The 20,229-nt window shown below is 65.1% G+C and carries 16 protein-coding genes; 4 read left to right on the top strand and 12 right to left on the bottom strand.

The features are described from left to right. Positions 1–4: 4 nt before the first annotated feature. A complete protein-coding gene (gene uraD, locus JJB99_RS13020; protein WP_200499125.1) occupies positions 5–892 on the top strand; it encodes a 2-oxo-4-hydroxy-4-carboxy-5-ureidoimidazoline decarboxylase in 888 nt (295 codons plus the stop codon). On the opposite strand, the gene JJB99_RS13025 is transcribed toward uraD, so the two are convergent. Both JJB99_RS13025 and JJB99_RS13030 read right to left on the bottom strand, forming a co-directional pair. Beyond that, on the bottom strand, positions 889–3,615 hold the full coding sequence (locus JJB99_RS13025) for a molybdopterin-dependent oxidoreductase (RefSeq protein ID WP_200499126.1): 2,727 nt from the start codon (positions 3,613–3,615) through the stop codon (positions 889–891). The genes uraD and JJB99_RS13025 overlap by 4 nt on opposite strands. After that, entirely contained in the window at positions 3,612–4,439 is an 828-nt protein-coding gene (locus JJB99_RS13030) for an FAD binding domain-containing protein (protein WP_200499127.1), read from the bottom strand. Before JJB99_RS13030 ends, JJB99_RS13025 begins: the two co-directional genes overlap by 4 nt. A gap of 148 nt (positions 4,440–4,587) precedes the next feature. On the opposite strand from JJB99_RS13030, the gene JJB99_RS13035 reads away from it, so the two are divergent. Beyond that, entirely contained in the window at positions 4,588–5,937 is a 1,350-nt protein-coding gene (locus JJB99_RS13035; protein ID WP_200499128.1) for an 8-oxoguanine deaminase, read from the top strand. Positions 5,938–6,047: 110 nt separating this feature from the next. Here JJB99_RS13035 and JJB99_RS13040 read toward each other — a convergent pair whose 3' ends face one another. From JJB99_RS13040 to JJB99_RS13055, 4 genes are all read right to left on the bottom strand, one after another. Then, positions 6,048–7,124 (bottom strand): BMP family ABC transporter substrate-binding protein, encoded by a 1,077-nt coding sequence (locus tag JJB99_RS13040; RefSeq protein WP_200499129.1) that lies wholly within the window; start codon positions 7,122–7,124, stop codon positions 6,048–6,050. A 75-nt stretch (positions 7,125–7,199) separates the two neighbouring features. Next, positions 7,200–8,117 (bottom strand): ABC transporter permease, encoded by a 918-nt coding sequence (locus tag JJB99_RS13045; protein ID WP_200499130.1) that lies wholly within the window; start codon positions 8,115–8,117, stop codon positions 7,200–7,202. Continuing rightward, positions 8,104–9,195 carry an ABC transporter permease gene (locus tag JJB99_RS13050; RefSeq protein ID WP_200499131.1) on the bottom strand — a complete coding sequence of 364 codons (1,092 nt, stop codon included), beginning with the start codon at positions 9,193–9,195 and terminating at the stop codon, positions 8,104–8,106. Before JJB99_RS13050 ends, JJB99_RS13045 begins: the two co-directional genes overlap by 14 nt. Beyond that, positions 9,179–10,750, bottom strand: a complete 1,572-nt coding sequence (locus tag JJB99_RS13055) for an ABC transporter ATP-binding protein (protein ID WP_433995765.1) — start codon at positions 10,748–10,750, stop codon at positions 9,179–9,181. The genes JJB99_RS13050 and JJB99_RS13055 overlap by 17 nt, the downstream gene beginning before the upstream one ends. A 563-nt stretch (positions 10,751–11,313) precedes the next feature. On the opposite strand from JJB99_RS13055, the gene JJB99_RS13060 reads away from it, so the two are divergent. Then, positions 11,314–12,420 (top strand): hypothetical protein, encoded by a 1,107-nt coding sequence (locus tag JJB99_RS13060; RefSeq protein WP_200499133.1) that lies wholly within the window; start codon positions 11,314–11,316, stop codon positions 12,418–12,420. Between the two features lie 197 nt (positions 12,421–12,617). Here the strand turns inward: JJB99_RS13060 and JJB99_RS13065 are convergent, their stop codons facing one another. From JJB99_RS13065 to JJB99_RS13090, 6 genes are all read right to left on the bottom strand, one after another. Then, positions 12,618–13,103, bottom strand: coding sequence for a nucleoside deaminase (locus JJB99_RS13065; RefSeq protein ID WP_200499134.1), 486 nt, complete (start codon positions 13,101–13,103; stop codon positions 12,618–12,620). 70 nt (positions 13,104–13,173) lie between these two features. Beyond that, on the bottom strand, positions 13,174–14,706 hold the full coding sequence (locus JJB99_RS13070) for an ABC transporter ATP-binding protein (RefSeq protein ID WP_200499135.1): 1,533 nt from the start codon (positions 14,704–14,706) through the stop codon (positions 13,174–13,176). Continuing rightward, on the bottom strand, positions 14,703–15,386 hold the full coding sequence (gene biuH, locus JJB99_RS13075; protein WP_200499136.1) for a biuret amidohydrolase: 684 nt from the start codon (positions 15,384–15,386) through the stop codon (positions 14,703–14,705). Before biuH ends, JJB99_RS13070 begins: the two co-directional genes overlap by 4 nt. Positions 15,387–15,397: 11 nt before the next feature. Continuing rightward, positions 15,398–16,324, bottom strand: coding sequence for an ABC transporter permease (locus JJB99_RS13080; protein ID WP_200499137.1), 927 nt, complete (start codon positions 16,322–16,324; stop codon positions 15,398–15,400). Beyond that, positions 16,324–17,436: an ABC transporter permease gene (locus tag JJB99_RS13085; RefSeq protein WP_200499138.1), complete on the bottom strand. Its 1,113-nt coding sequence runs from the start codon at positions 17,434–17,436 to the stop codon at positions 16,324–16,326. The genes JJB99_RS13080 and JJB99_RS13085 overlap by 1 nt, the downstream gene beginning before the upstream one ends. Further along, positions 17,433–18,545 (bottom strand): BMP family ABC transporter substrate-binding protein, encoded by a 1,113-nt coding sequence (locus tag JJB99_RS13090; RefSeq protein WP_200499139.1) that lies wholly within the window; start codon positions 18,543–18,545, stop codon positions 17,433–17,435. Before JJB99_RS13090 ends, JJB99_RS13085 begins: the two co-directional genes overlap by 4 nt. A 400-nt stretch (positions 18,546–18,945) precedes the next feature. Between JJB99_RS13090 and JJB99_RS13095 the strand changes: the two genes are divergently transcribed. Next, positions 18,946–20,205 (top strand): allantoate amidohydrolase, encoded by a 1,260-nt coding sequence (locus JJB99_RS13095; RefSeq protein WP_200499140.1) that lies wholly within the window; start codon positions 18,946–18,948, stop codon positions 20,203–20,205. The last annotated feature ends 24 nt before the right edge of the window (positions 20,206–20,229 follow it).

A 20,229-nucleotide genomic window follows, 5' to 3' on the forward strand; every position in this document is an offset into this window, starting at 1 on the left:
GGCGATGCCGCAAATTTCGCTCGCCGATCTCAATGCCGCAGGCAAGGCCGATTTCGTCGCCGCGCTCGCCAATGTCGTCGAACATTCGCCGTGGACTGCGGAGAAGCTTGCCGAGCAGCGGCCGTTCGCTGGCATCGTCCAGTTGCACACCGCGCTGATGGCGGCGATCCAGAGCGCCGAACCCGACGTCCAGCTCGCGCTGATCCGCGCGCATCCCGATCTCGCCAACAAGACCCAGCGTGCCGCGGGTCTCACCGCGGAATCGGCCGACGAGCAGAACAGCGCCGGCCTCGACCGCTTGTCCGATGCCGAATACGCCGCGTTCGAGCGCGTCAACAACGCCTATCGCGAGAAATTTGGTTTCCCTTACATCGTCTGCGTGCGTCGTCACACCAGGGACTCCATCCTCCACGATTTCGAGACGCGCTTGCGCAACATTGCGAAGACCGAGACGCGGCGCGCGATCGAGGAGATTGGCCGCATCTCGGCGTTGCGGCTCGATCAGCTGGTCATCGCCGAAGACAGGCTGAAGGTACATGGCCGGCTCTCGACTCACGTGCTGGACAATCACGCGGGCAAACCCGCGCCCGGTATTGCGCTCGAGCTTGTCGAACTCGCAAAGCTCGGCGAGGATCGCGTGATCGCGCGAGCGGCGACCAATGCCGACGGCCGCACCGACCAGCCGCTGATCGGCGGTCGTCCGCTGCCGATCGGCCGCTACGAGCTCAAATTCAGCATCGGAAAATACTACGCCGAGCGAGGCGTGCAGACGCCAGATCCGCCGTTCCTCGACGAAATCCCGCTGCGCTTTGCGATCAGCGAGCCGGAAGGCCACTACCACGTGCCGCTGCTGGTCACGCCCTGGAGCTATGCGACATATCGCGGCAGCTAGCCGCCAAACTTCTCGAGCAGGGCCGGAAACAGCCGGTCCGGTTTGAACGGCGGCGCGGTGAAGCGGATGCCGGTGGCGTCCGCGATCGCATTGCCCAGCGCGGCGGCGACCGGATTGTACGGGCTCTCGCTCATCGACTTCGCACCCAACGGCCCGATCGTGTCTGAGGTCTCGGCGAAGAACACCTCAGTGCGCGGCACGTCGGCAAAAGACGGCAGGTGATAGTCGCGGAATTTCGGGTTGGTGACGCGCCCCTCGGCGTCGATCACCATCTCCTCGTAGAGCGCAGCCCCAAGCGCCTGGGCCACGCCGCCCTCGACCTGGCCGCGGCACTGCATGGGATTGGCGACGACGCCGGCATCCGCCGCGTGCACGCTGCGGAGAATCTTGAGCTCGCCGGTGCCCTTGTTCACGGCGACGCGAAAGCCCTGGACGTTGAAGCCGACCGAGCGCGGCGTGCCGCCGGAGCTGCCGTGCGCTGTGAACGGGCGTCCGCGCTCTCGCGCGCGCTTCGCCAACTCCACAAAGGACATGCGCCGCACGCCGCTGACGACCGACTCACCCTCCAGCGCGCAGCTCCCGACATCGCAAAGCCACGCGCCGGCGGCGGCCGCCTTCAGCTCGGTGGCGAGTTGCATCGCGGCTGCATGCGTCGCCTTGCCGGCAACGAAAGTGCCGGCGCTGCCATAGGCGCCGGTGTCGTGGCCGCCATGGGCGGTGTCGGACTGACGCAGATGGATGCGGTCGACGGTGGTCGCGAGCGTGGTCGCTGCGATCTGCCGATGCACGGTGCTGGTGCCGTTGCCGAATTCGGCGGTGCCGACGGTGAGGTCGAAGCCGCCGTCGTCGTTGAGCGTGATCATGGCATCGGCGATGTGGCCGGCCGGCGGCACCGTATCGATCATGGTCAGCGCGACGCCGTCGCCGATCAGCCAATCCGGCGACAGCTCCGGCTGTGGACCATCGGCCTGCATCGCGCGCTCGACGAGGTCGAGGCACTGGTCGAGGCCGTAGGAGCCGTAGAGCACGTCGTGGAATTCGGACGGCGGCGGCGACAGCATGGGATCGCCCTCCCTGACGATATTGCGCCGGCGTATCTCGTAGGGGCTGATGCCGAGTTGCCTTGCCAGTTCGTCGATCGCGGCCTCGATCGCGAGCTGCGTCTGCGGCAGGCCATAGCCGCGAAACGCACCCGCCGGCACCGTGTTGGTGTAGACGGCGTAGCCCTCGACCCGCTTGTTCGGACAATTGTAGACGGCGATGGACTCCGACAGCGCGTGGAACATCACCGGGCCGGCGTGATTGCCGTAGGCGCCGGTGTTGGAGAGCACGTCGAGCTGAAGCGCGGTGAGCTTGCCGCCGGCGTCGGCGCCGGCCTTGATGTGGACCCGCATCGGATGCCGCGTCGAGGTCGCGATGAACTGCTCCTCGCGGGTGAGCTCCAGCTTCACCGGACGTCCGGTCTGGAGCGCGGCGAGCGCCAGAATGTCCTCGACGAACATCTCCTGCTTGCCGCCAAAGCCGCCGCCGACGCGCTCGCAGAACACGCGGACCTTTTCCATCGGAAGCTGGAAGATGTCCGACAGCGCGCGCCGGGTCAGGAACGGCACCTGCGTCGAGGTGCGGACATTGAGCACGCCCGCATCATCGAGCCAGGCGAGGCCGCCATGGGTCTCCAGCGCGGCGTGCTGCACGCGGTGACTGTGGAAGGTGGCCTCATAGGTGACGGCGGAGCTGGCGATCGCCGCTGCGACGTCGCCATATTCGCCATGAAGCTCCGCCGCGAGGTTACGCTGGGGATCGGCGATACGGTTCGCGGTGGTGCGGTCGGGATGAATGATTGGTGCGCCCGGCGCCATCGCCTGCTCGGGATCAATCAGCGCAGGCAGGATCTCGTAATCGACCTTGATCCGCCGGCACGCCTCCTCGGCGGCGGCCTCGCTCTCGGCGACGACCGCGGCAACCCTCTGGCCGATGAAGCGGACGACCTCGTCGAGAATGCGGGTGTCCTCGGGATCCATCCAGTCTTTCTCGTGCCGGGCGGTCGACATCAGGACCGAGGGTGCATCCTCATGCGTCAGCACCGCGTGCACACCGGGGACGCGAAGGGCGTCCGCCTTGTCGATCGCGACGATCTTGGCATGCGCATGCGGCGAGCGCAGCAGCTTGATGTGCAGCAGTCCGTCGATCTGCGTGTCGAACGTGTAGCGCGCCTTGCCACGCACGACATCGGGGCCGGCCGGCGCCGGCAGACTGCGGCCGAACGCGGCGCCGGGCGCCACGCTCGCCTCGACATTGGTCCTGCCGAGCAACGCGTCCTCGATCGCACGATAGCCGGTGCAGCGGCAGATATTGCCCTTCAGCGCGGAGCCCAGATCGGTGCGCTGCGCCTGGTTGAGCGAGGCGCAGGTCAGGATCATGCCGGCGGTGCAGAAGCCGCATTGAAAGCCCTGCGCATCGAGGAAGGCCTGCTGCATCGGATGCGCGCCGCTCTCCCCGCCCAGCCCTTCGATCGTGGTGACGACGTGGCCCTCGGCGCGGAACGCCGGGATCAGGCAGCTATGTACCGGCTCGCCGTCGAGCAGCACGGTACAGGCGCCGCAATCACCGGCATCGCAGCCCTTTTTCACGCCGAAATGGCCGAGCTCGCGCAGGAACGTGCGCAGGCACTGGCCGGCGCGCGGTTCCTGCGGAAACGTGGTGCCGTTGACCTCAAAACTCATGACGGCGTAGCCCCCGGCAATTCGCTGCGGATCTCCTCGGCGAGCCGTAGCGTCATATGCCTGCGCCAGAGCGGCTTGCCGTGGATGTCGGTGTGGTACAGCTCATCCGTGATCTGCTGCATGATGGCGTCGCGAAGCGCGCTCGCGTCCGGGGCCTTGGAGAAGGATAGCTGGATCGGTCGCACCGTCGATGCGGTCACCGTCAGGGCCAATGTGCCGTCGGTATCGAGGCTGCCGATCAGGAGCGCCGCGGAGCGGCCGACCGGCGCCAAGGAGATCTGGCGAAACGAAGTGCGACGCTTCAGCGCGGCGATCGGGATATCAATCTGTCGCATCAGATCGCCCGGCGTCAGGCGGTTGCGCTGGTTGCCGGTGACGAAGTCGACGACCGGAATCTTCTGCTCGCCGCCGCCGGCCTTCCAGATCGTGCAGACGCCGTCGAGCGCCGCGGTGAGCGAGATCATGGGACCGGCCGGCAGCGACATGCAGAGATTGCCGCCGATTGTCGCCGTTTTCCAGATTTTGAACGAGGCAAGGAAGGCACGGCAGCACTGGCCGATCAGCGGCGTAGCAAGCCAATCGGGCGGGCAGGCGAAACCATCGAGCTGTGCAACGGTGCAGGTGGCAGCGATGGAGAGATGGCTGTCCGTGATCGTCAGCGCCGGCCATTTCAGGTCGGTGAGGTCGATCAGCCGCCTCAAATGGGCTTGTGGCTCCGAGAACAGCCAAGTGCCGCCCGCAAGCCAGGCATCGCCTGCCGTCCAGGCGGGCAGCTCCGCGCGCGTTTGCGGATGGGCGACCGTCGTGATGGTATTCAAATCCATGGCTGCGCCAGCGCTTCCGCCCGGTGAATCGTGCGGATGAGTCTTGCAAGACCGGAGCCAAGTCGCAACAAACAACTCGTAGCAGAACGGCGTTCGGGCAGTTGGCCGCATTGGTGCCGCTCGCGCGAATATGAGGAGAAGCGGGATCATGAACGACGCAAAGCCGGTCTGGATCAAGGATCCTCTCGCCATCCTCGGGGACGGCGCCGAGCGCGGTATCGTGGTCAAGGATGGCCGCATCGTCGAGCTGGTGCCTACCGGCGGCATGCCGGCAATGGCGGATGTCGCGCTGTTCGAGGCGGGTGAGCACGTCGTGCTGCCGGGCCTGATCAACACCCATCATCATTTCTACCAGACCCTGACGCGAGCGCTGCCGGCGGCGATGGACCGCGAGCTGTTTCCCTGGCTCCAGGCGCTCTATCCGGTGTGGACGAAGCTGACGCCGGAAGCGCTTGAGCTCGGCGTCACGGTGGCAATGTCCGAATTGCTGCTGTCGGGCTGCACCACGACGACGGACCATCATTATGTCTTCCCGGCGGGACTGGAGGACGCCGTCGATATCGAGGTGGCCGTGGCAAAGCGTCTCCGCATGCGCGTGCTGCTGACGCGCGGTTCGATGAACCTGTCACAGCGCGACGGCGGGCTGCCGCCTGACAGCGTCGTGCAGGACGAGGATACGATCCTCGCCGACAGCGCCCGTGTGGTCGCAAATCATCACCAGCGCGGCGCGGATGCGATGGTGCAGATCGCGCTGGCGCCTTGCTCGCCGTTCTCGGTGACGACGTCGCTGATGCGCGCCACCGCCGAGCTCGCCGACAAGCTCGACGTGCGCCTGCACACGCATCTTGCCGAGACCGAGGACGAGAACAGATTTTGCGGGGAGATGTATGGCTGCCGCCCGCTCGATTATCTCGATCAATGCGGTTGGCTCAACGCACGGACCTGGCTTGCGCATGGCATATTTTTCAACGCCGACGAAATGAAGCGGCTCGGCAAGGCTAGGACCAGCATCAGCCATTGCGCCTGCAGCAATCAGATTCTGGCGTCCGGCTGCTGCCCGGTTTGCGATATGGAGGCGGCGGGCGTTGGCATCGGGCTGGGCGTCGACGGCTCGGCCTCGAACGACGGATCGAATCTGATGCAGGAGGTGCGCGCGGCGTTCCTGCTGCAACGCGCCCGCTATGGCGTGAGCAAAGTCAGCCACAAGGACGCGCTGCGCTGGGCCACCAAGGGCTCGGCGGCCTGCGTCGGCCGGCCGGAGCTCGGCGAGATTGCCGTCGGGAAGGCCGCCGATCTCGCGCTGTTCAAGCTGGACGAGCTGCGCTTCTCCGGCCACGGCGATCCCTTGGCCGCACTGGTGCTATGCGGGGCGCATCGGGCCGATCGGGTGATGGTCGCGGGGAAATGGGCCGTGGTCGACGGAGCCATCCCGGGCCTTGATGTCCCCGATCTCATCCGCCGCCACAGCGCCGCGGCGCGGGCCATGCATGCGGGATAATCAAGCCGAAAATTGAAAGAGGGGGCGACCACAAGTGCCGGGTGCTTCTGGCCACCCCCTCCGGACCTCCTCCGGGAGGAGCAGGTGATTTAGTCGGTGCAAGAACCGTGCTACTTGCCCGGCAGCTTGTCTTCGATGCCCTTCACATAGAAATTCATGCCGAGGATCTGGCCGTCGTCGAGGTGATCGCCGCCCTTGCATTCGACTGGCTTGCCGTCCTGCCCAGTGACCGGGCATTTGAACGGATGCAGCTTGCCCGCGGTGATCGCGGCCTGGGCATCCTCGGCGATCTTTTTCACGTCGTCAGGCATGTTGGTGTAGGGCGCCATCGCGAACATGTGGCTGTCGAGGCCGCCCCAGGTGTCCTCGGACTTCCAGGTGCCGGCGAGCTCGGCCTTGACGCGCTCGATGTAGTACGGGCCCCAGGTGTCGAGGATCGAGGTCAGCTGGGTCTTCGGCCCGAACTTGATCATTTCCGAATCCTGGCCGAAGGCGAGCTTGCCGCGTTCGCTGGCAATCTGCATCGCCGCTGGCGAATCCGTGTGCTGCATGATCACGTCCGCACCCTGGTCGATCAGCGCCTTGGCGGCATCGGCCTCCTTGCCCGGATCGAACCAGGTGTTGGCCCAGATGATCTTGACCTTGATGTTCGGGTTGATGGTCTGCGCCGCTAGGATCGTCGCATTGATGCCGGAGACGACCTCGGGAATCGGGAACGAGCCGATGTAGCCGAGCACGCCTGACTTCGACATCTTGGCCGCGATCAGGCCTTGAATGTAGCGGCCCTGATACCATTTGGCCGAATAGGTCGACATGTTCGTGTTGCGCTTGTAGCCGGTGGCGTGTTCGAAATGCACGTTCGGATATTTCTTGGCGACCTTCAGCGTCGGGTCCATGTAGCCAAACGACGTCGTGAAGATCAGCTTGTTGCCGGCGCGGACGAGCTGCTCGATGGCGCGCTCGGCGTCGGGGCCTTCAGGGACGTTCTCCAGATAAGTGGTCTCGATCTTGTCGCCGAGCTCCTTCACCAGCGCCTGTCGGGCAAGCTCATGTTGGTAGGTCCACCCCAAGTCTCCGATCGGACCGAGGTAGATGAAGCCGACTTTCAGCTTGTCGGCGGCCGAGGCTGCGCCGACGCTTCCGGCAAGCAGAAGGCCGGCAGCCAGCGCAAGAAGTGATTTCCTCATCGTCAATCTCCAAACATCAGGGGAAAGCCACGATCCGCCAGGTGCGCGCCCCATCGCGCATCTCGCGGAAAAACTTCAGCGGTCAGGCACGAACACGGTGCCGAGCGCGGCCGGCGCGGTCGAGCCGCCGGTGCGCGCGCGGGACAACAGCACCAGCACGATGACGGTTGCGAGATAAGGCAGCGCCGACATGAATTGCGAGGGAATGCCGACACCCCAGCCCTGCGCATGCAGTTGCAGGATCGTCGCCGCGCCGAACAGATAAGCGCCGACCACAAGCCGGCCCGGCCGCCACGACGAGAACACGACGAGCGCCAGCGCGATCCAGCCGCGGCCCGCGGTCATGCCGGGAATGAAGAACGGAGTATAAGCGAGCGGCAGGTAGGCGCCAGCAAGCCCGGCGCAGGCGCCGCCGAACATCACGGCGAGGGTACGGATGCGCAGCACGGGATAGCCGAGCGCATGAGCGGAGACATGGTTGTCGCCGCAGGCGCGCAGGATCAGTCCCGCCCTCGTGCGGTACAGAAACCACCAGACGCCGATGATGAGCGCGATGGAAAAATAGACGAAGGCGTCCTGGCCGAACAGCACGCGGCCGATCAGCGGAACGTCGGTGAGGCCGGGAATGATGAGGTGCGCCGCCGGCGTGATGCGCTCGCCGACGAAGCCGGCCCCGATCAGGCCCGAGAGTCCGATGCCAAGGATGGTCAGCGCCAGTCCCGTTGCCACCTGGTTGACGGCGAGCCCGAGCGCCATCACTGCGAAGACCAGCGACATCAGCGTCCCCGCGACGATGCCGAACAGCGCGCCAACCAGAATCGAGCCGGTCAGCCACGCGTCGGCAAAGCCGCAGGCCGCGCCGACGATCATCATGCCCTCGACCCCGAGATTGAGCACGCCGGAGCGCTCGGCCACGAGCTCGCCGGTCGCCGCGATCAGCAGCGGGGTGGATGCGGCAAGCACCGAGAGGATGATGGCTTCAACCAGCTCCACGGGCCACCTGTCGGTTCGGCAAGACCAGCTTGAAGCGGTAGAGGATGAGGGAATCGCAGGCGAGCACGTAGAACAGCAAAATGCCCTGGAAAACCTTGGTGACATCCAACGGGATCTTCATCGCGATCTGTGCCTGCTCGCCGCCGATAAAGGTCAGCGCGAGGAAAAGTCCTGCAATTAATATTCCAAGCGGGTTCAGCCGACCGAGGAAGGCGACGATGATCGCGGTGAAGCCGTAGCCGGGCGAGATGCCGGGCTGGAGATGCCCGACCGGGCCGGCGACCTCGATGATGCCGGCGAGACCCGCCAGCGCGCCCGAGACCGCGAAGGTGAGGATGACCAGCTGGTTGGCATTGAAGCCGCCGAATCGTGCAGCGCGGGGCGCAGCGCCGACCACGCGGATCTCGAAGCCCTTGATCGTTCGCCGAAGCAGCACTGCCGCCGCCGCGACGACGAGCAGGGCGATGATCGAGCCGAGATGCAGGCGGCCGCCTTCGATCAGCAGGGGCACGGTTGCGACCGGATCGAACTCGGCCGTGGTCGGAAAATTGAAACCGTGCGGATCGCGCCAGGGGCCGCGAACGAGATAATCGAGGAAAAGATCGGCGACATAGACCAGCATCAGGCTGGTCAGGATTTCACTGGCGTCGAACTTCACTTTGCAGATCGCCGGGATCAGCGCGTACAGCGCGCCCGCGGCAGCCGCGAGCACGAGCATCGCCGGCAGTACCCAGGCGCCGGCGTCGGTGCCTTGCGTCTTCACCGCGATCCAGCTTCCGGCGACCGCGCCGATCAGGAACTGGCCTTCGGCGCCGACGTTCCAGGCATTGGCGAGATAGCAGAGCGACAGCCCGATCGCGATCATCACCAGCGGCGTCGCCTTCACCGCGATCTCCTGGAGCGAGTAGCCGTCGGTGAGCGGCGCGATGAAATAGGCGTGCAGGGCCAGCAGCGGATTCTTGCCGAGAATCGCGAACAGGATGACCATGGTGGCGATCGTCAGGCCGATCGCGATCAGCGGCGAGATGAGCGCGATCGTGTTGGAGCGCTCGGCGCGCTTCTCAAGCACCAACTGCATGCGCGGCCTCGTTCGGCTCAAAGCTGCTGCCGCCCATGAGAAGGCCGAGCTTCTCGCGGCTCGCATCACCGGTGGCGAGCGGCGCGGATAGCCGGCCGTGGAACATCACGGCGATGCGGTCTGCGATCTCTGCGAGCTCGTCGAGATCCTGGCTCGTGACCAGTACGGCGGCGCCTGATGTTGCGAGATCGAGCAGCGCCTGGCGGATCACGGCGGCGGCGCCGGCATCGACCCCCCAGGTCGGCTGGCTCACCACCAGCACCGCCGGGTTGCGCAAGATCTCGCGTCCCACGATGAATTTTTGCAGGTTGCCGCCGGAGAGGGATGCTGCTTCCGGATCGCGCTTGGCCTTGCGGACGTCGAACGTCTCGGTCGCGCGGTCGACGGTGTTCAGCGTGGCCGCGGTGTCGATGAAGCCGTGATGAACCATGCCGCTGGCCGCATGCCCGGTGAGCAGCGCGTTCTCCGACAGCTTCATGCGCGGCGCCGTGCCGTGGCCGAGCCGCTCCTCGGGCACGAAGGCTGCGCCCAGCTTGCGGCGCTGGGTGATCGACAGATGCCCTGCGGCGATGCCGTCGATCACCACGGTGCCGGGATCCCTGGACAGGCGCTCGCCGGACAGTGCGGCGAACAGTTCATCCTGGCCGTTGCCGGCAACGCCGGCAATGCCGAGGATCTCACCGCCCTTCAGCTCGAACGAAATGTGCTCGAGCCGCACGCCATGCGCCTCGGCTGGGGCGAGCGAGAGATCGTTGACGACGAGCCGCGGCACCGTGGTCTTCCGGCCGGATGCCGCCTTCACCTGCTTAATCTCGCTGCCGACCATCATCCGCGCGAGCGAGGCCGCGGTCTCGAGCCTGGGATTAGAGGTCTCGACCTTCCTGCCGCCGCGCAGAATCGTCGCGGTATCGCAGAGACGCTTCACCTCCTCGAGCTTGTGGCTGATGTAGAGGATGGCGCGGCCTTCGGCCTTGAGCCGCTCCAGCACGATGAAGAGCTGGTCGGCCTCCTGCGGCGTCAGGACCGCGGTGGGTTCGTCCAGGATCAAAAATTTCGGGTCCTGCATCAGCGCGCGCACGATCTCGATGCGCTGCCGCTCGCCCACCGACAATTGCCAGACCTCGCGCTTGGGATCGAGCGGCAGTCCATAGGTCTTCGACACCTGCTCCAGCCGCGCCGACATGTCCTTGAAGGCCTCTCTTCCGTCGAGGCCAAGCGCGACGTTCTCGGCGACGGTGAGATTGTCGAACAGCGAGAAGTGCTGGAACACCATGCCCATACCGCGGCTGCGGGCTTGCGAGGGACCGGACAGCGCGATGCGTTCACCCTGCCACCGAATCTCGCCGGCGCTGGGCTGGATCAATCCGTAGATCGCCTTGACCAGCGTCGACTTGCCGGCACCGTTCTCGCCGAGCAGCGCGTGGATCTGCTTCGGCCAGATGTCGACGTCGATCGAGTCATTGGCGAGGAAATCGCCGTAGCGCTTGGTGAGCCCGATCGTCTGGAGCAGCGGGGACTCGCCGGAATGCGGGCCGTTGGGCGTTGGATCGAACATTCGCTGATGTGCTTGCATGGGGATGAAGTGCCTCAATTGTGGGCTAGTTTGCGCCGCTGCGTAAGATGCGAAAAAGCGTCATCCCTTGCTCAACGCTTCGGCACGCGATCCGGCCTCCCGAGGCGCCGGCCTCGCATTTCCGATCGACCTCCTGACTGTCGGCACCCGCAAGCGGCCTGTTGCAAATTTGTGACGGTCTACGCCAAATCGGAACCCGCTGTGCAGGGGCGAGGTGACGTTGCGCAAATTTGCGCCAGCGCGGCTACGCAATCTGCGATCGGCTCGGCGGCGGTGACGGACGATCATATTCAGTTTTCCAGAAATTCGTAAAAGCCAAACAAAATCAGGCAGGAATGTTCGGCTTGGCGCGAGCGTCGCGCTGCCGCACGCAGGTAGCGGCGGAGCACAAGAAAGCCCCGGGACACCGCAGGGAATTGCTGTCCGCTGCCGAAACAAGCGGCATGCCCTGTAAAAAGTTGAGGCTTCTCACTCCGGGAGATCGCAGCAAGTGTTGCACCCAGGGCGTTGATTTTTTTGCGCGTCCAAACTTGGGGGTATTCAGGATGTCGTTTCGTTTCAAGGCAATTGCACCAGCGGCGCTGTCACTTGCTGTGCTAGCCAATGGTGGCCGGGCTCTCGCGGCGGATCTGCCGGTCAAGGCAGCGAAGAAGGCGCCCGACCTGCCGTTCTTCCTGGTGATCGACAATCGCGTGTCGTTCTCCTGGATGCCGAAGGGCACCGATCCCGGCATGTGGAGCGTCCGTCCCGACGGCAGCATCAACGGCACCACCGCCAAGCAGGTCTACTCGTTCACGCATTTCGACCTGTGGGCCTACGGCACCAACTTCTTCACGATCTCGATGTTCAAGTCGGGTCACAACGATCCCGCCAGCCCTTGCGTCGCGCCGGGGGTAACCATCACCGGCGGCGTTGGCGATTGCGCCGGCGCCACCGAAATCTACGGCCTGTTCCGCTCGACCTTCGGCTGGAACGAGCTGTTCAACACCAAAACCTTCACCATGGGGCCGCTGCACAACATCTCGTTCGAAGTCGGCATGGACGGCAACACCGAGAACAATTTCCTCGCGCCCGCCAAGCGCGACGTCGTCGCTGGTCTGCAGTTCGCCTTCGACCTTCCCTACAAGGGCTACATCAACGTCGCGCCCTTGATGTATTACGAGTTCCTGAATCACAACGCCTTCACCCAGTGCGGCCTGTTCGGTGCCGGCATCGCGGGCGTGACCTGTAACTCGGACGGCAACGTCAGCTATCGGCCGACCTGGGCCGTCGAGATCAACTACTACATGGACCTCGGCTTCCTGCCGCCGAGCCTGCAGTACTTCTCGATCAGCGGCCGCGCCGGCTGGTACGGGCCGAAGGGCGATTCGAACGGCCTTCCTGCGCTGTCGGGCGTCGGCCGGTTCTCCACGGCGTCCAAGACCGAGCTCAACAGCGAGCCGATCCGCCTGACCTTCGACGCCTCGAAGGCGGCTTGGGGCGACAAGTACTCGCACTTCGTCGACCTCTGGGTGGCCTACCGCTACTGGCAGAACAAGTTCGGTCTCGACCACAACGCCATGCCCGGCGTCTGCACGGTGGCCGCGACCGGCCAGAGCACCAACAGCTGCACGGAGTCGACGGTTTACGGTGGCGTGACGGTGAAGTTCTGATCGTTGGGGTCTCCAGGTCTCGAATGGCGCCGGGCAGGAATGCGTGGCGTCATCCTACGTACTCCCGCGGAATCGTAGGGTGGGCAAAGCGAAGCGTGCCCGCCAACTTCTGCTTCCATCGCGTTGCGATGGTGGGCACGGCGCAAGAGCGCCTTTGCCCACCCTACGGCACTACGGTTTCGAATTTGCAGCGCTGCTTACTTCGTCCACGCGCCATCGTGCAGCCCTTCGGCTTCGTCTTCCAGCAGCGGCCCTACAACCACCGTGGGGCGCTGGCCGCGGGCAAAGACCTCGCGGCATGGCAGGTCGAGTGTCGGGTTCTCCGGATGGTTGCCCGTGACGCCGCGCAGGCGGTGTTCGCTGAGGCCATAGACCACGCGCCCGATTCCGGCCCAGTAGATCGCGCCGGCGCACATCGCACACGGCTCGGCCGAGGAATAGAGCGTGGCAGTCATCAGCACCTCGCGTCCGAGCGTGCGGCAGGCCTGCGTCGCCGCGAGGCGCTCGGCATGCGCGGTGCCGTCGCGGTCCGGCATGTAGCCGTTCTCGGTCTCGATCAGCACCTTGCCGTCCGCATCGATGACGATGCAGCCGAATGGATGGTTGCCATGGCTGAGCGAGCGGCGGGCGACCGCGAACGACAGACGCAGGAAGTGCTCGTCGCGCTCTGATGCGCCGTCCATCTATCCTCCTAGAGCATGATCCGGAAAAGTGTGCAGCGGTTTTCCGAAAAGATCATGCTCAAACGATCAGTCAATGCCCCGCCATGTGCCGGCCGACCTCCGTGAGGTCGGCCTCGCTGGTCCGTGCTTCATACACGAATTCGCCGTTGAACATCACCACCAGCCGGTCGGAGAGTTCGAGCAGTTCGTCGAGGTCTTCGCTGACGAGCAGCACCGCTGCGCCGCGGTTGCGGGCGGCCATGATCTCGGCATGGATCTGCGCCACAGCCGCGAAGTCGAGGCCGAAACAGGGATTGGCCGCAATCAGGACCTCGACGTCGCCCGCCAGCTCGCGAGCGAGGACGGCGCGCTGGACGTTGCCGCCTGACAGCGCCGAGATCGGCGTATCGGGCGTGCGGGTCTTGATCTTGTACTGGCCGATCTTCCTCTTCGCATCGTCGCGGAAAGCACCGCGGTTGAGCCACCAGCCGCCGCTGGCAAAGGGTGCCCGGTCGAACTCGCGGAACGCGATGTTGTCGGCGACGCTCATGCCGCCGACGCAGGCGTTCTTCAGCGGCTCCTCGGGCAGCAGCGACATCCTGTGGCGCCGCATTTCTTCGCGGCTGGCATGATAGGCATCGCCAGCTACGCGGATCTTGCCGCTCTCGGCTTCGCGCTGGCCGGCAAGGACTTCAACGAGCTGTCGCTGGCCGTTGCCGGAGACCCCGGCGATCCCGACGATTTCGCCGGCGCACACCGTCAGCGAAACGTCGTGCACGGCGATGGCGCCGGCATCGTCGATCGCGCGGAGCCTTTGCAGCTCCAGCCTGGTGTGACCGGCGTCGCCGGTGCGCGGCGGCTGCACGGTCAGCTCCTCGGCGCCGATCATGGTCCGGGCCATTGCATCCGGCGTCAGCTCGGAAACCTTGCCGGCTCCGGCGAGCTTGCCGCGGCGCAGGATGGTGACCTCGTCAGCGAAGGCCATGACCTCGCGGAATTTGTGGGTGATCATCAGGATCGTCAGCTCGCCCCTGACGACCATGTCGCGGAGCATGCCCAATACCTCGTCCGCTTCGGCGGGCGTCAGCACCGAGGTCGGCTCGTCCAGGATCAGGAAGCGGCGCTTCAGGTAGAGCTGCTTGAGGATCTCGCATTTCTGCCGCTCGCCCGCCGAAATGTCGGAGACTCTTGCCGAGAGCGGCACCTTGAAAGGCATCCGCGCCAGGAACGCCTCGAGCTGCTTCATCTCCTTCGGCCAGTTCAGCACGGCCGGCACGTCGTCGCGAGCAAGCACGAGGTTTTCGGCAACCGTCATCGCCGGCACCAGCGTAAAATGCTGGTAGACCATGCCGAGGCCGAGCGCGTGGGCGTCCTTTGGATTGGCGATCGCCTGCTCGCGGCCGCCGACCAGGATGTCGCCCTCGGTTGCGTGGTAATAGCCCATGATGCATTTCACGAGAGTGGACTTGCCGGCACCGTTCTCGCCCAGCAGCGCATGGAACGAGCCGGGGCGCACCTTCAGCTCGACATTGTCCAGCGCCAGGAAGTCGCCGAAGCGCATGGTCATGGCGATGGCGTCGACGCCGAAGGCGCCTGCGGGCGGAGTCGGCTCGCCGATGATCACGAAATCGCTCCGATGAACGCGTCCGAGGTCGAGACGGCGCCGAACACACCGCCCTGCATCTTGATCATCTTCAGCGCATGGTCGTGGTTGCTCTTGTCGGTGGCGCCACAGCAATCGTGCAGCAGCACGCATTCGAAGCCGCGATCGTTGGCTTCGCGCATGGTGGTGTGGACGCAGACGTCGGTGGTGATGCCTGTCAGCACAATGTTCTCGATGCCGCGCACGCGCAGGATCAGCTCGAGATCGGTGGCGCAGAACGAGCCCTTACCGGGCTTGTCGATGATGGGCTCGCCTGGCAGCGGTGCCAGTTCCTCGATGATGTCCCAGCCGGGCTCGCCGCGCACCAGGATGCGGCCGCACGGGCCGGGATCGCCGATGCCGGCGCCGATCTGGCGCGAGCGCCAGCGCTTGTTGGCGGGCAAGTCGGAGAGATCGGGGCGGTGACCCTCGCGGGTATGGATGATGTGAAAGCCCTGTGTGCGCATCGCCGCGAGGAGCCTCTTGATCGGCTCGATCGGCGCCCGTGTCAGCGAGAGGTCGTAGCCCATCTTGTCGACATAGCCGCCAACGCCGCAGAAATCGGTCTGCATGTCGATAATGATCAGCGCAGTGTTCTCCGGGCGGAGATCGCCATTGTAGGGCCAGGCGTAGGGCTCGGACTTGATATAGCGCTCGGGCATGATCGTGCTCTCTAGCGGGTGATCGACAATTCGGCCGGGGCTCCGGTCAGCGTGCGTTTTGGCGAGCAGGTGATGATCATGATCGCCAGCGTCAGGATGTACGGCGCGGCGTTGAAAAGGTGATAGCCGGACGTGACGCCGACCGATTGCAGCGCCGGTCCCAGCGCCGCGGCGCCGCCGAAGGCGAGCGAGGCCCACAGGCAGAGCAGCGGATCCCAGCGCGCGAAGATCACGAGCGCGACCGCGGTGATGCCCTGGCCTGATGAGAGACCCTCGTTCCAGCTTCCTGGATAGAACAGCGACAGGAACGAGCCGCCGATGCCGGCGAGGAAGCCGCCGACCATGGTCGCGCGCAGGCGAATCAACAGCACGGAATGGCCCATCGCGCGCGCGGCGTCAGAGCTCTCGCCGGCGGTGCGGATGAGCAAGCCCCAGCGCGTGGTGCGGAAAGCCCAATAGAGAAGCGGTGCAAGCGCGACGCCGATCAGGAACAGCACGTTGACGCGAAGTGCAGCGCGCACCTGCGGGACGTCGCTCCACCAGCCGAAATCGATGGCGGGAAGCCGTGGTGCGGTGGGTTCGATCAACGGCTTGCCGAGATAGAAGGCGAGCCCCGTGCCGAACAGCATCAAGGCTATGCCGACAGCGACGTCATTGACGCGCGGCAGTGAGCAGATGCCGGCATGAAGCGCGCCGAGCAGCGCACCGGTGATGCCGGCGGCGAGCACGCCGAGCCACGGCGAGCCGGAGAGGTAGGAAATGCCGTAGGCGCTCATCGCGCCCATCACCAGCGTGCCTTCGAGGCCGAGATTGATGCGCCCTGAGCGCTCCGTGATGCATTCCCCCAGGCTCACGAACAGGAACGGCGTCGAGACGCGAATGGCGCCGCCGAGCACGGCGAGCGGGACGGTCCAGAGCCCAATCGATCCGTCGGGCATCAGGAATTGCCTTTCAGGAATCCGATGCGGCCGTAGAGCGCATCGCTGGCCAGCACGAAGACGAAGATGATGCCTTGCTGCACCAGCACGGAGGCGTCGGGCAGCCCGAGGCGCCGCTGCAGCAGGCCGCCGCTGGCGCTGATGCCGCCGAGCAGGATCGCGACGGGAATGATGGCGAGCGGATTTTGCCGTGCAAGGAAAGCGACGAGAATGCCGGTGAAGCCGTAGCCGGCCGCGAGATTGGCATTGGTGCGCCCCTGCACCGCGGCGACCTCGACCATGCCGGCAAGGCCCGCGGCACCGCCGGCAAGGAAGCAGATGGTCAGGATGAGCTTGCTGACGCCGAGGCCGACGATCTTTGCGGCGCGAACGTTGCCGCCGGCAACGCGCGCGGCGAAGCCAAATACGGTGTGATAGATCAGGATGTACGCGGCGACCGCGGCGATCAGGCCGAACACGAGCCCCCAATGCACGTCGGTGCCGGGAATGGAGCCGATCATGTTGGCCGCGCCGATCTCGCGGGTCGACGGCTTGTTGAGGCTGGCGGGATCGCGCATCGCGCCTTCGACGAGATGATTGAGGATCGCGAGCGCGATGTAGACCAGCAGCAGGCTCGAGATGGTCTCGTTGACGCCGCGATACTGACGTAAGCCGCCCGCCAGCATGATCCACAAGCCGCCGCCGACCACGCCGGCGATGACCATGGCGATTTGCACCACGAGCGGCGGCAGGCCCTGGAGCGCGAGTGCGGCGCTGGTCGCCGACAGCGCGCCGATCAGCAGCGCACCTTCGCCGCCGATGATGACCATGCCGAGTTGCGCGGGCAGCGCCGTGCAGAGTGCGGTGAGGATCAAGGGGGCAGCGCGCGTCAGCGTGTTCTGCCAGGAGAACCAGGTGCCGAACGCGCCGTAGTACATGTAGAAATAGAGATCGAGCGGGTTCTTGCCGAACATCGCAACGAAGATGCCGAAGACCACGAGTGCGCCGGCCAGCGCCGCGCCCGGGATCAGCACGTATTCGATGCTCGCGCCGTAGCGCTGGAGAAAGCCTGGATCGGCGGCCGGGGCGATCGCCCCGACCGCTTCGGCAGAATCCGCTGCTTCCGCCGTCACGAAGTCGCTCCGACCACGCCCTCCACCAGATAGTCCATCTTCTCCAGTTCAGGGTCCTTTTGGCCGCGATCGGTGCCGGCCGCGATGACGGTCTTGCCCTTGTTGTCGACGAGGCCGCCCTTGAAGATGGCAAACCCATCCGCGGACAGGAATTTTGCCTTGGCCTCTTCCGCAGCCTTGCGCGCTTCCGCCGAGACTGCCTCGCCGTAGGGCGAGACCTTCACGATCTCTTCCTTCAGACCCCCGCGGTAGAAATTCGGGATGCCTTCACCGGAGGCGATCATCTTGACGAACTTCGGATAGAGCGCTTCCCAATTCCACTCGGCGCCGGTGAGATAGGACTTGGGTGCCAGTGCGGACTGGTTGGTGTGATAGCCGCAGACGAAGGCGCCGCGCCGCGCGGCGTTCTCGACCATGGTCTTGGGGCCATCGACGTGACAGGTGAGCACGTCCACGCCCTGGTCGATCAGGCTGTTGGTGGCTTCGGCTTCCTTGACCGGCATCGACCAGTCGCCGGTGAAGATCACCTGCGTGGTGGCCTTCGGATTGACGGACCTAGCGCCAAGTGTGAAGGCGTTGATGTTGCGCAGCACCTGCGGGATCGGCTTTGCCGCGACGAAGCCGAGCTTGCCGCTCTTCGACGTCAGGCCGGCGACGATGCCCGAGACGTACTGGGCCTCGTCGATATAGCCGAAATAGCTGCCGGCATTTTTCGGGTCCTTGTCGCTCCAGAGGCCGCCGCAGTGCTCGAAGCGCAGCTTCGGGTATTTTGTGGCCATCTTGATCATGTGCGGATTGTAGTAGCCGAACGAGGTCGGGAAGAGCAGGGTGGCGCCATCGAGATTGATCATGGACTCGATTGTCTTCTCGACCGCATCGGTCTCCGGCACCTTCTCTTCCTCGATGACCTTGAGGCCGGGAATCTTCTTCAGCGCCGCGGCGCCCTGTGCGTGCGCCTGGTTATAGCCGTAGTCGTCGCGCGAGCCGACATAGATGAAACCGATGGTGGTCTCGGCCGCGAAGGCCGGGCGGAGGCCCGCTGGCGCGCCGAGGGTGAGGGCCGCGCCGCCCTGCAACACACGACGTCGTGAAATCCTGCCAAAATCCATTGCTCGCTCCCCTTGGCGGATGATCCGCCCCAATTTCGCGGCTGCACCGGTCCGGCGGAGCCGAAAGGAAGATTCGCAATCTTCATGCCAGAGGCCAGGGATCGTGCATGGACGCATAAGTAACTGAAAGATATACGGTATGTAATATCTGGAAACTTGATGAGGAAATCGGCAGGCTATTTTATAGGCATAATTATCCGATTGTATGCAGTGGAGTTAAGCAGTCTTGACCAGCGGTCGCATGTGTATGACCAGCGTCGGGCGGCGTTCCGGCAAGGCGCAATCGTGCTAACCACGCGCTGGGCGGCGCCGGCCGGATGATTTTCACTGCCACCGAACTTGTATCAATTGTCGCCGGGATCGCCGCTGCTGCGGTCCGAGAAGATGGAAGCTCGTCGAGATGGGTGCCACTACCGCTGCTCAAGACGCATCGCTCGGACATGAGATCGTGCGCCGCATCAACGAGCTTGCCACGATCTCGGAAGACGGCGACAAGCTCACCCGCATCTATCTCAGCAAGGAGTTGCGCAAGTCCGCGGACCTCATCCTGAGCTGGATGCGTGAGGCCCGCATGAGCGCGCGCCTTGATGCGATCGGCAATGTCTGCGGCCGCTATGAAGGCGAGCGGCCGGGTGCGCCCTGCCTGATGCTCGGCTCGCACTATGACACCGTGCGCGATGCCGGCAGATGGGACGGGCCGCTCGGCGTCATCACCGCGATCGCCTGCATCGCCGACCTCAGCCGCCGCGGCAAGCGCCTGCCGTTTGCGATCGAGGTGGTTGGCTTCGCCGATGAGGAGGGCGTACGCTTTGCCTCGACGCTGCTCGGCAGCCGTGCGGTGGCTGGCTCGTTCGACGAGAGCGTTTTGAACGCGCGCGACCGCGACGGCATTTCGATGCGCGATGCGCTCGTGCAGTTCGGCCTCGATCCCGATCATATCGGCGCGGCGGCGCGAACGCGGCGCGAGCTGCTGGCCTATGTCGAATTGCACATCGAGCAGGGGCCGGTGTTGGAAGCGCAAGGCCTGCCTGTCGGCGTCGTCACCGCGATTGCCGGTGCCACGCGCCTTGCCGCGCGGCTGACCGGCATGGCCGGTCACGCCGGCACCGTGCCGATGGCGCTGCGGCGCGATGCACTGGCAGGTGCTGCCGAATGCATCAGCGCGATCGAACAGTTTTGCCGGAATGACGAGGGCGGTCTTGTCGGCACAGTCGGCTATATCCAGGCGCGGCCCGGTGCGACCAATGTCATTCCGGGCGAAGTATCCTTCACCATCGACATGCGTGCGCCGACCGACATGCATCGCCAGCGCGCGGTGACTGACGTCGTCAGGCAGATCGAGGCGATCGCAAGGCGCCGGCAGCTGGCACTTCAGCTCGATGTCACCCATGAGAACCGCACCGCGCCTTGCGCGCCATGGCTGAAGGAGCAGATCGCGCAGGCGATCGGAGCGGAGGGTTTTTCCGTGTTTGAGCTGCCGAGCGGGGCGGGGCACGACGGCATGGCGATGATCGACATCGCCGATGTCGGCATGATCTTCGTCCGCTGCCGCGGCGGCATCAGCCATCATCCGGACGAGCATGTCGAGCTTGCGGATGCCGATGCGGGCGCGCGGGTGTTGCTGCGGGTGATAGAGAATTTCAGGCCGCAACAAGGATAGATCCGAACAGGTTAACGCTGCTCG

Origin of the sequence: Bradyrhizobium diazoefficiens (genome assembly GCF_016616235.1) — a bacterium.
Taxonomy (GTDB): domain Bacteria; phylum Pseudomonadota; class Alphaproteobacteria; order Rhizobiales; family Xanthobacteraceae; genus Bradyrhizobium; species Bradyrhizobium diazoefficiens_H.

Excerpts from the sequence above, each read along its gene's own strand:
- JJB99_RS13035 (WP_200499128.1), top strand. The coding sequence starts at position 4,588 with ATGAACGACGCAAAGCCGGTCTGGATCAAGGATCCTCTCGCCATCCTC.
- JJB99_RS13080 (WP_200499137.1), bottom strand. The coding sequence starts at position 16,324 with ATGCCCGACGGATCGATTGGGCTCTGGACCGTCCCGCTCGCCGTGCTC.
- JJB99_RS13065 (WP_200499134.1), bottom strand. The coding sequence starts at position 13,103 with ATGGACGGCGCATCAGAGCGCGACGAGCACTTCCTGCGTCTGTCGTTC.
- JJB99_RS13025 (WP_200499126.1), bottom strand. The coding sequence starts at position 3,615 with ATGAGTTTTGAGGTCAACGGCACCACGTTTCCGCAGGAACCGCGCGCC.
- biuH (WP_200499136.1), bottom strand. The coding sequence starts at position 15,386 with ATGCCCGAGCGCTATATCAAGTCCGAGCCCTACGCCTGGCCCTACAAT.
- uraD (WP_200499125.1), top strand. The coding sequence starts at position 5 with ATGCCGCAAATTTCGCTCGCCGATCTCAATGCCGCAGGCAAGGCCGAT.
- JJB99_RS13030 (WP_200499127.1), bottom strand. The coding sequence starts at position 4,439 with ATGGATTTGAATACCATCACGACGGTCGCCCATCCGCAAACGCGCGCG.
- JJB99_RS13095 (WP_200499140.1), top strand. The coding sequence starts at position 18,946 with ATGGGTGCCACTACCGCTGCTCAAGACGCATCGCTCGGACATGAGATC.
- JJB99_RS13040 (WP_200499129.1), bottom strand. The coding sequence starts at position 7,124 with ATGAGGAAATCACTTCTTGCGCTGGCTGCCGGCCTTCTGCTTGCCGGA.
- JJB99_RS13055 (WP_433995765.1), bottom strand. The coding sequence starts at position 10,750 with ATGTTCGATCCAACGCCCAACGGCCCGCATTCCGGCGAGTCCCCGCTG.
- JJB99_RS13060 (WP_200499133.1), top strand. The coding sequence starts at position 11,314 with ATGTCGTTTCGTTTCAAGGCAATTGCACCAGCGGCGCTGTCACTTGCT.
- JJB99_RS13090 (WP_200499139.1), bottom strand. The coding sequence starts at position 18,545 with ATGGATTTTGGCAGGATTTCACGACGTCGTGTGTTGCAGGGCGGCGCG.
- JJB99_RS13050 (WP_200499131.1), bottom strand. The coding sequence starts at position 9,195 with ATGCAGTTGGTGCTTGAGAAGCGCGCCGAGCGCTCCAACACGATCGCG.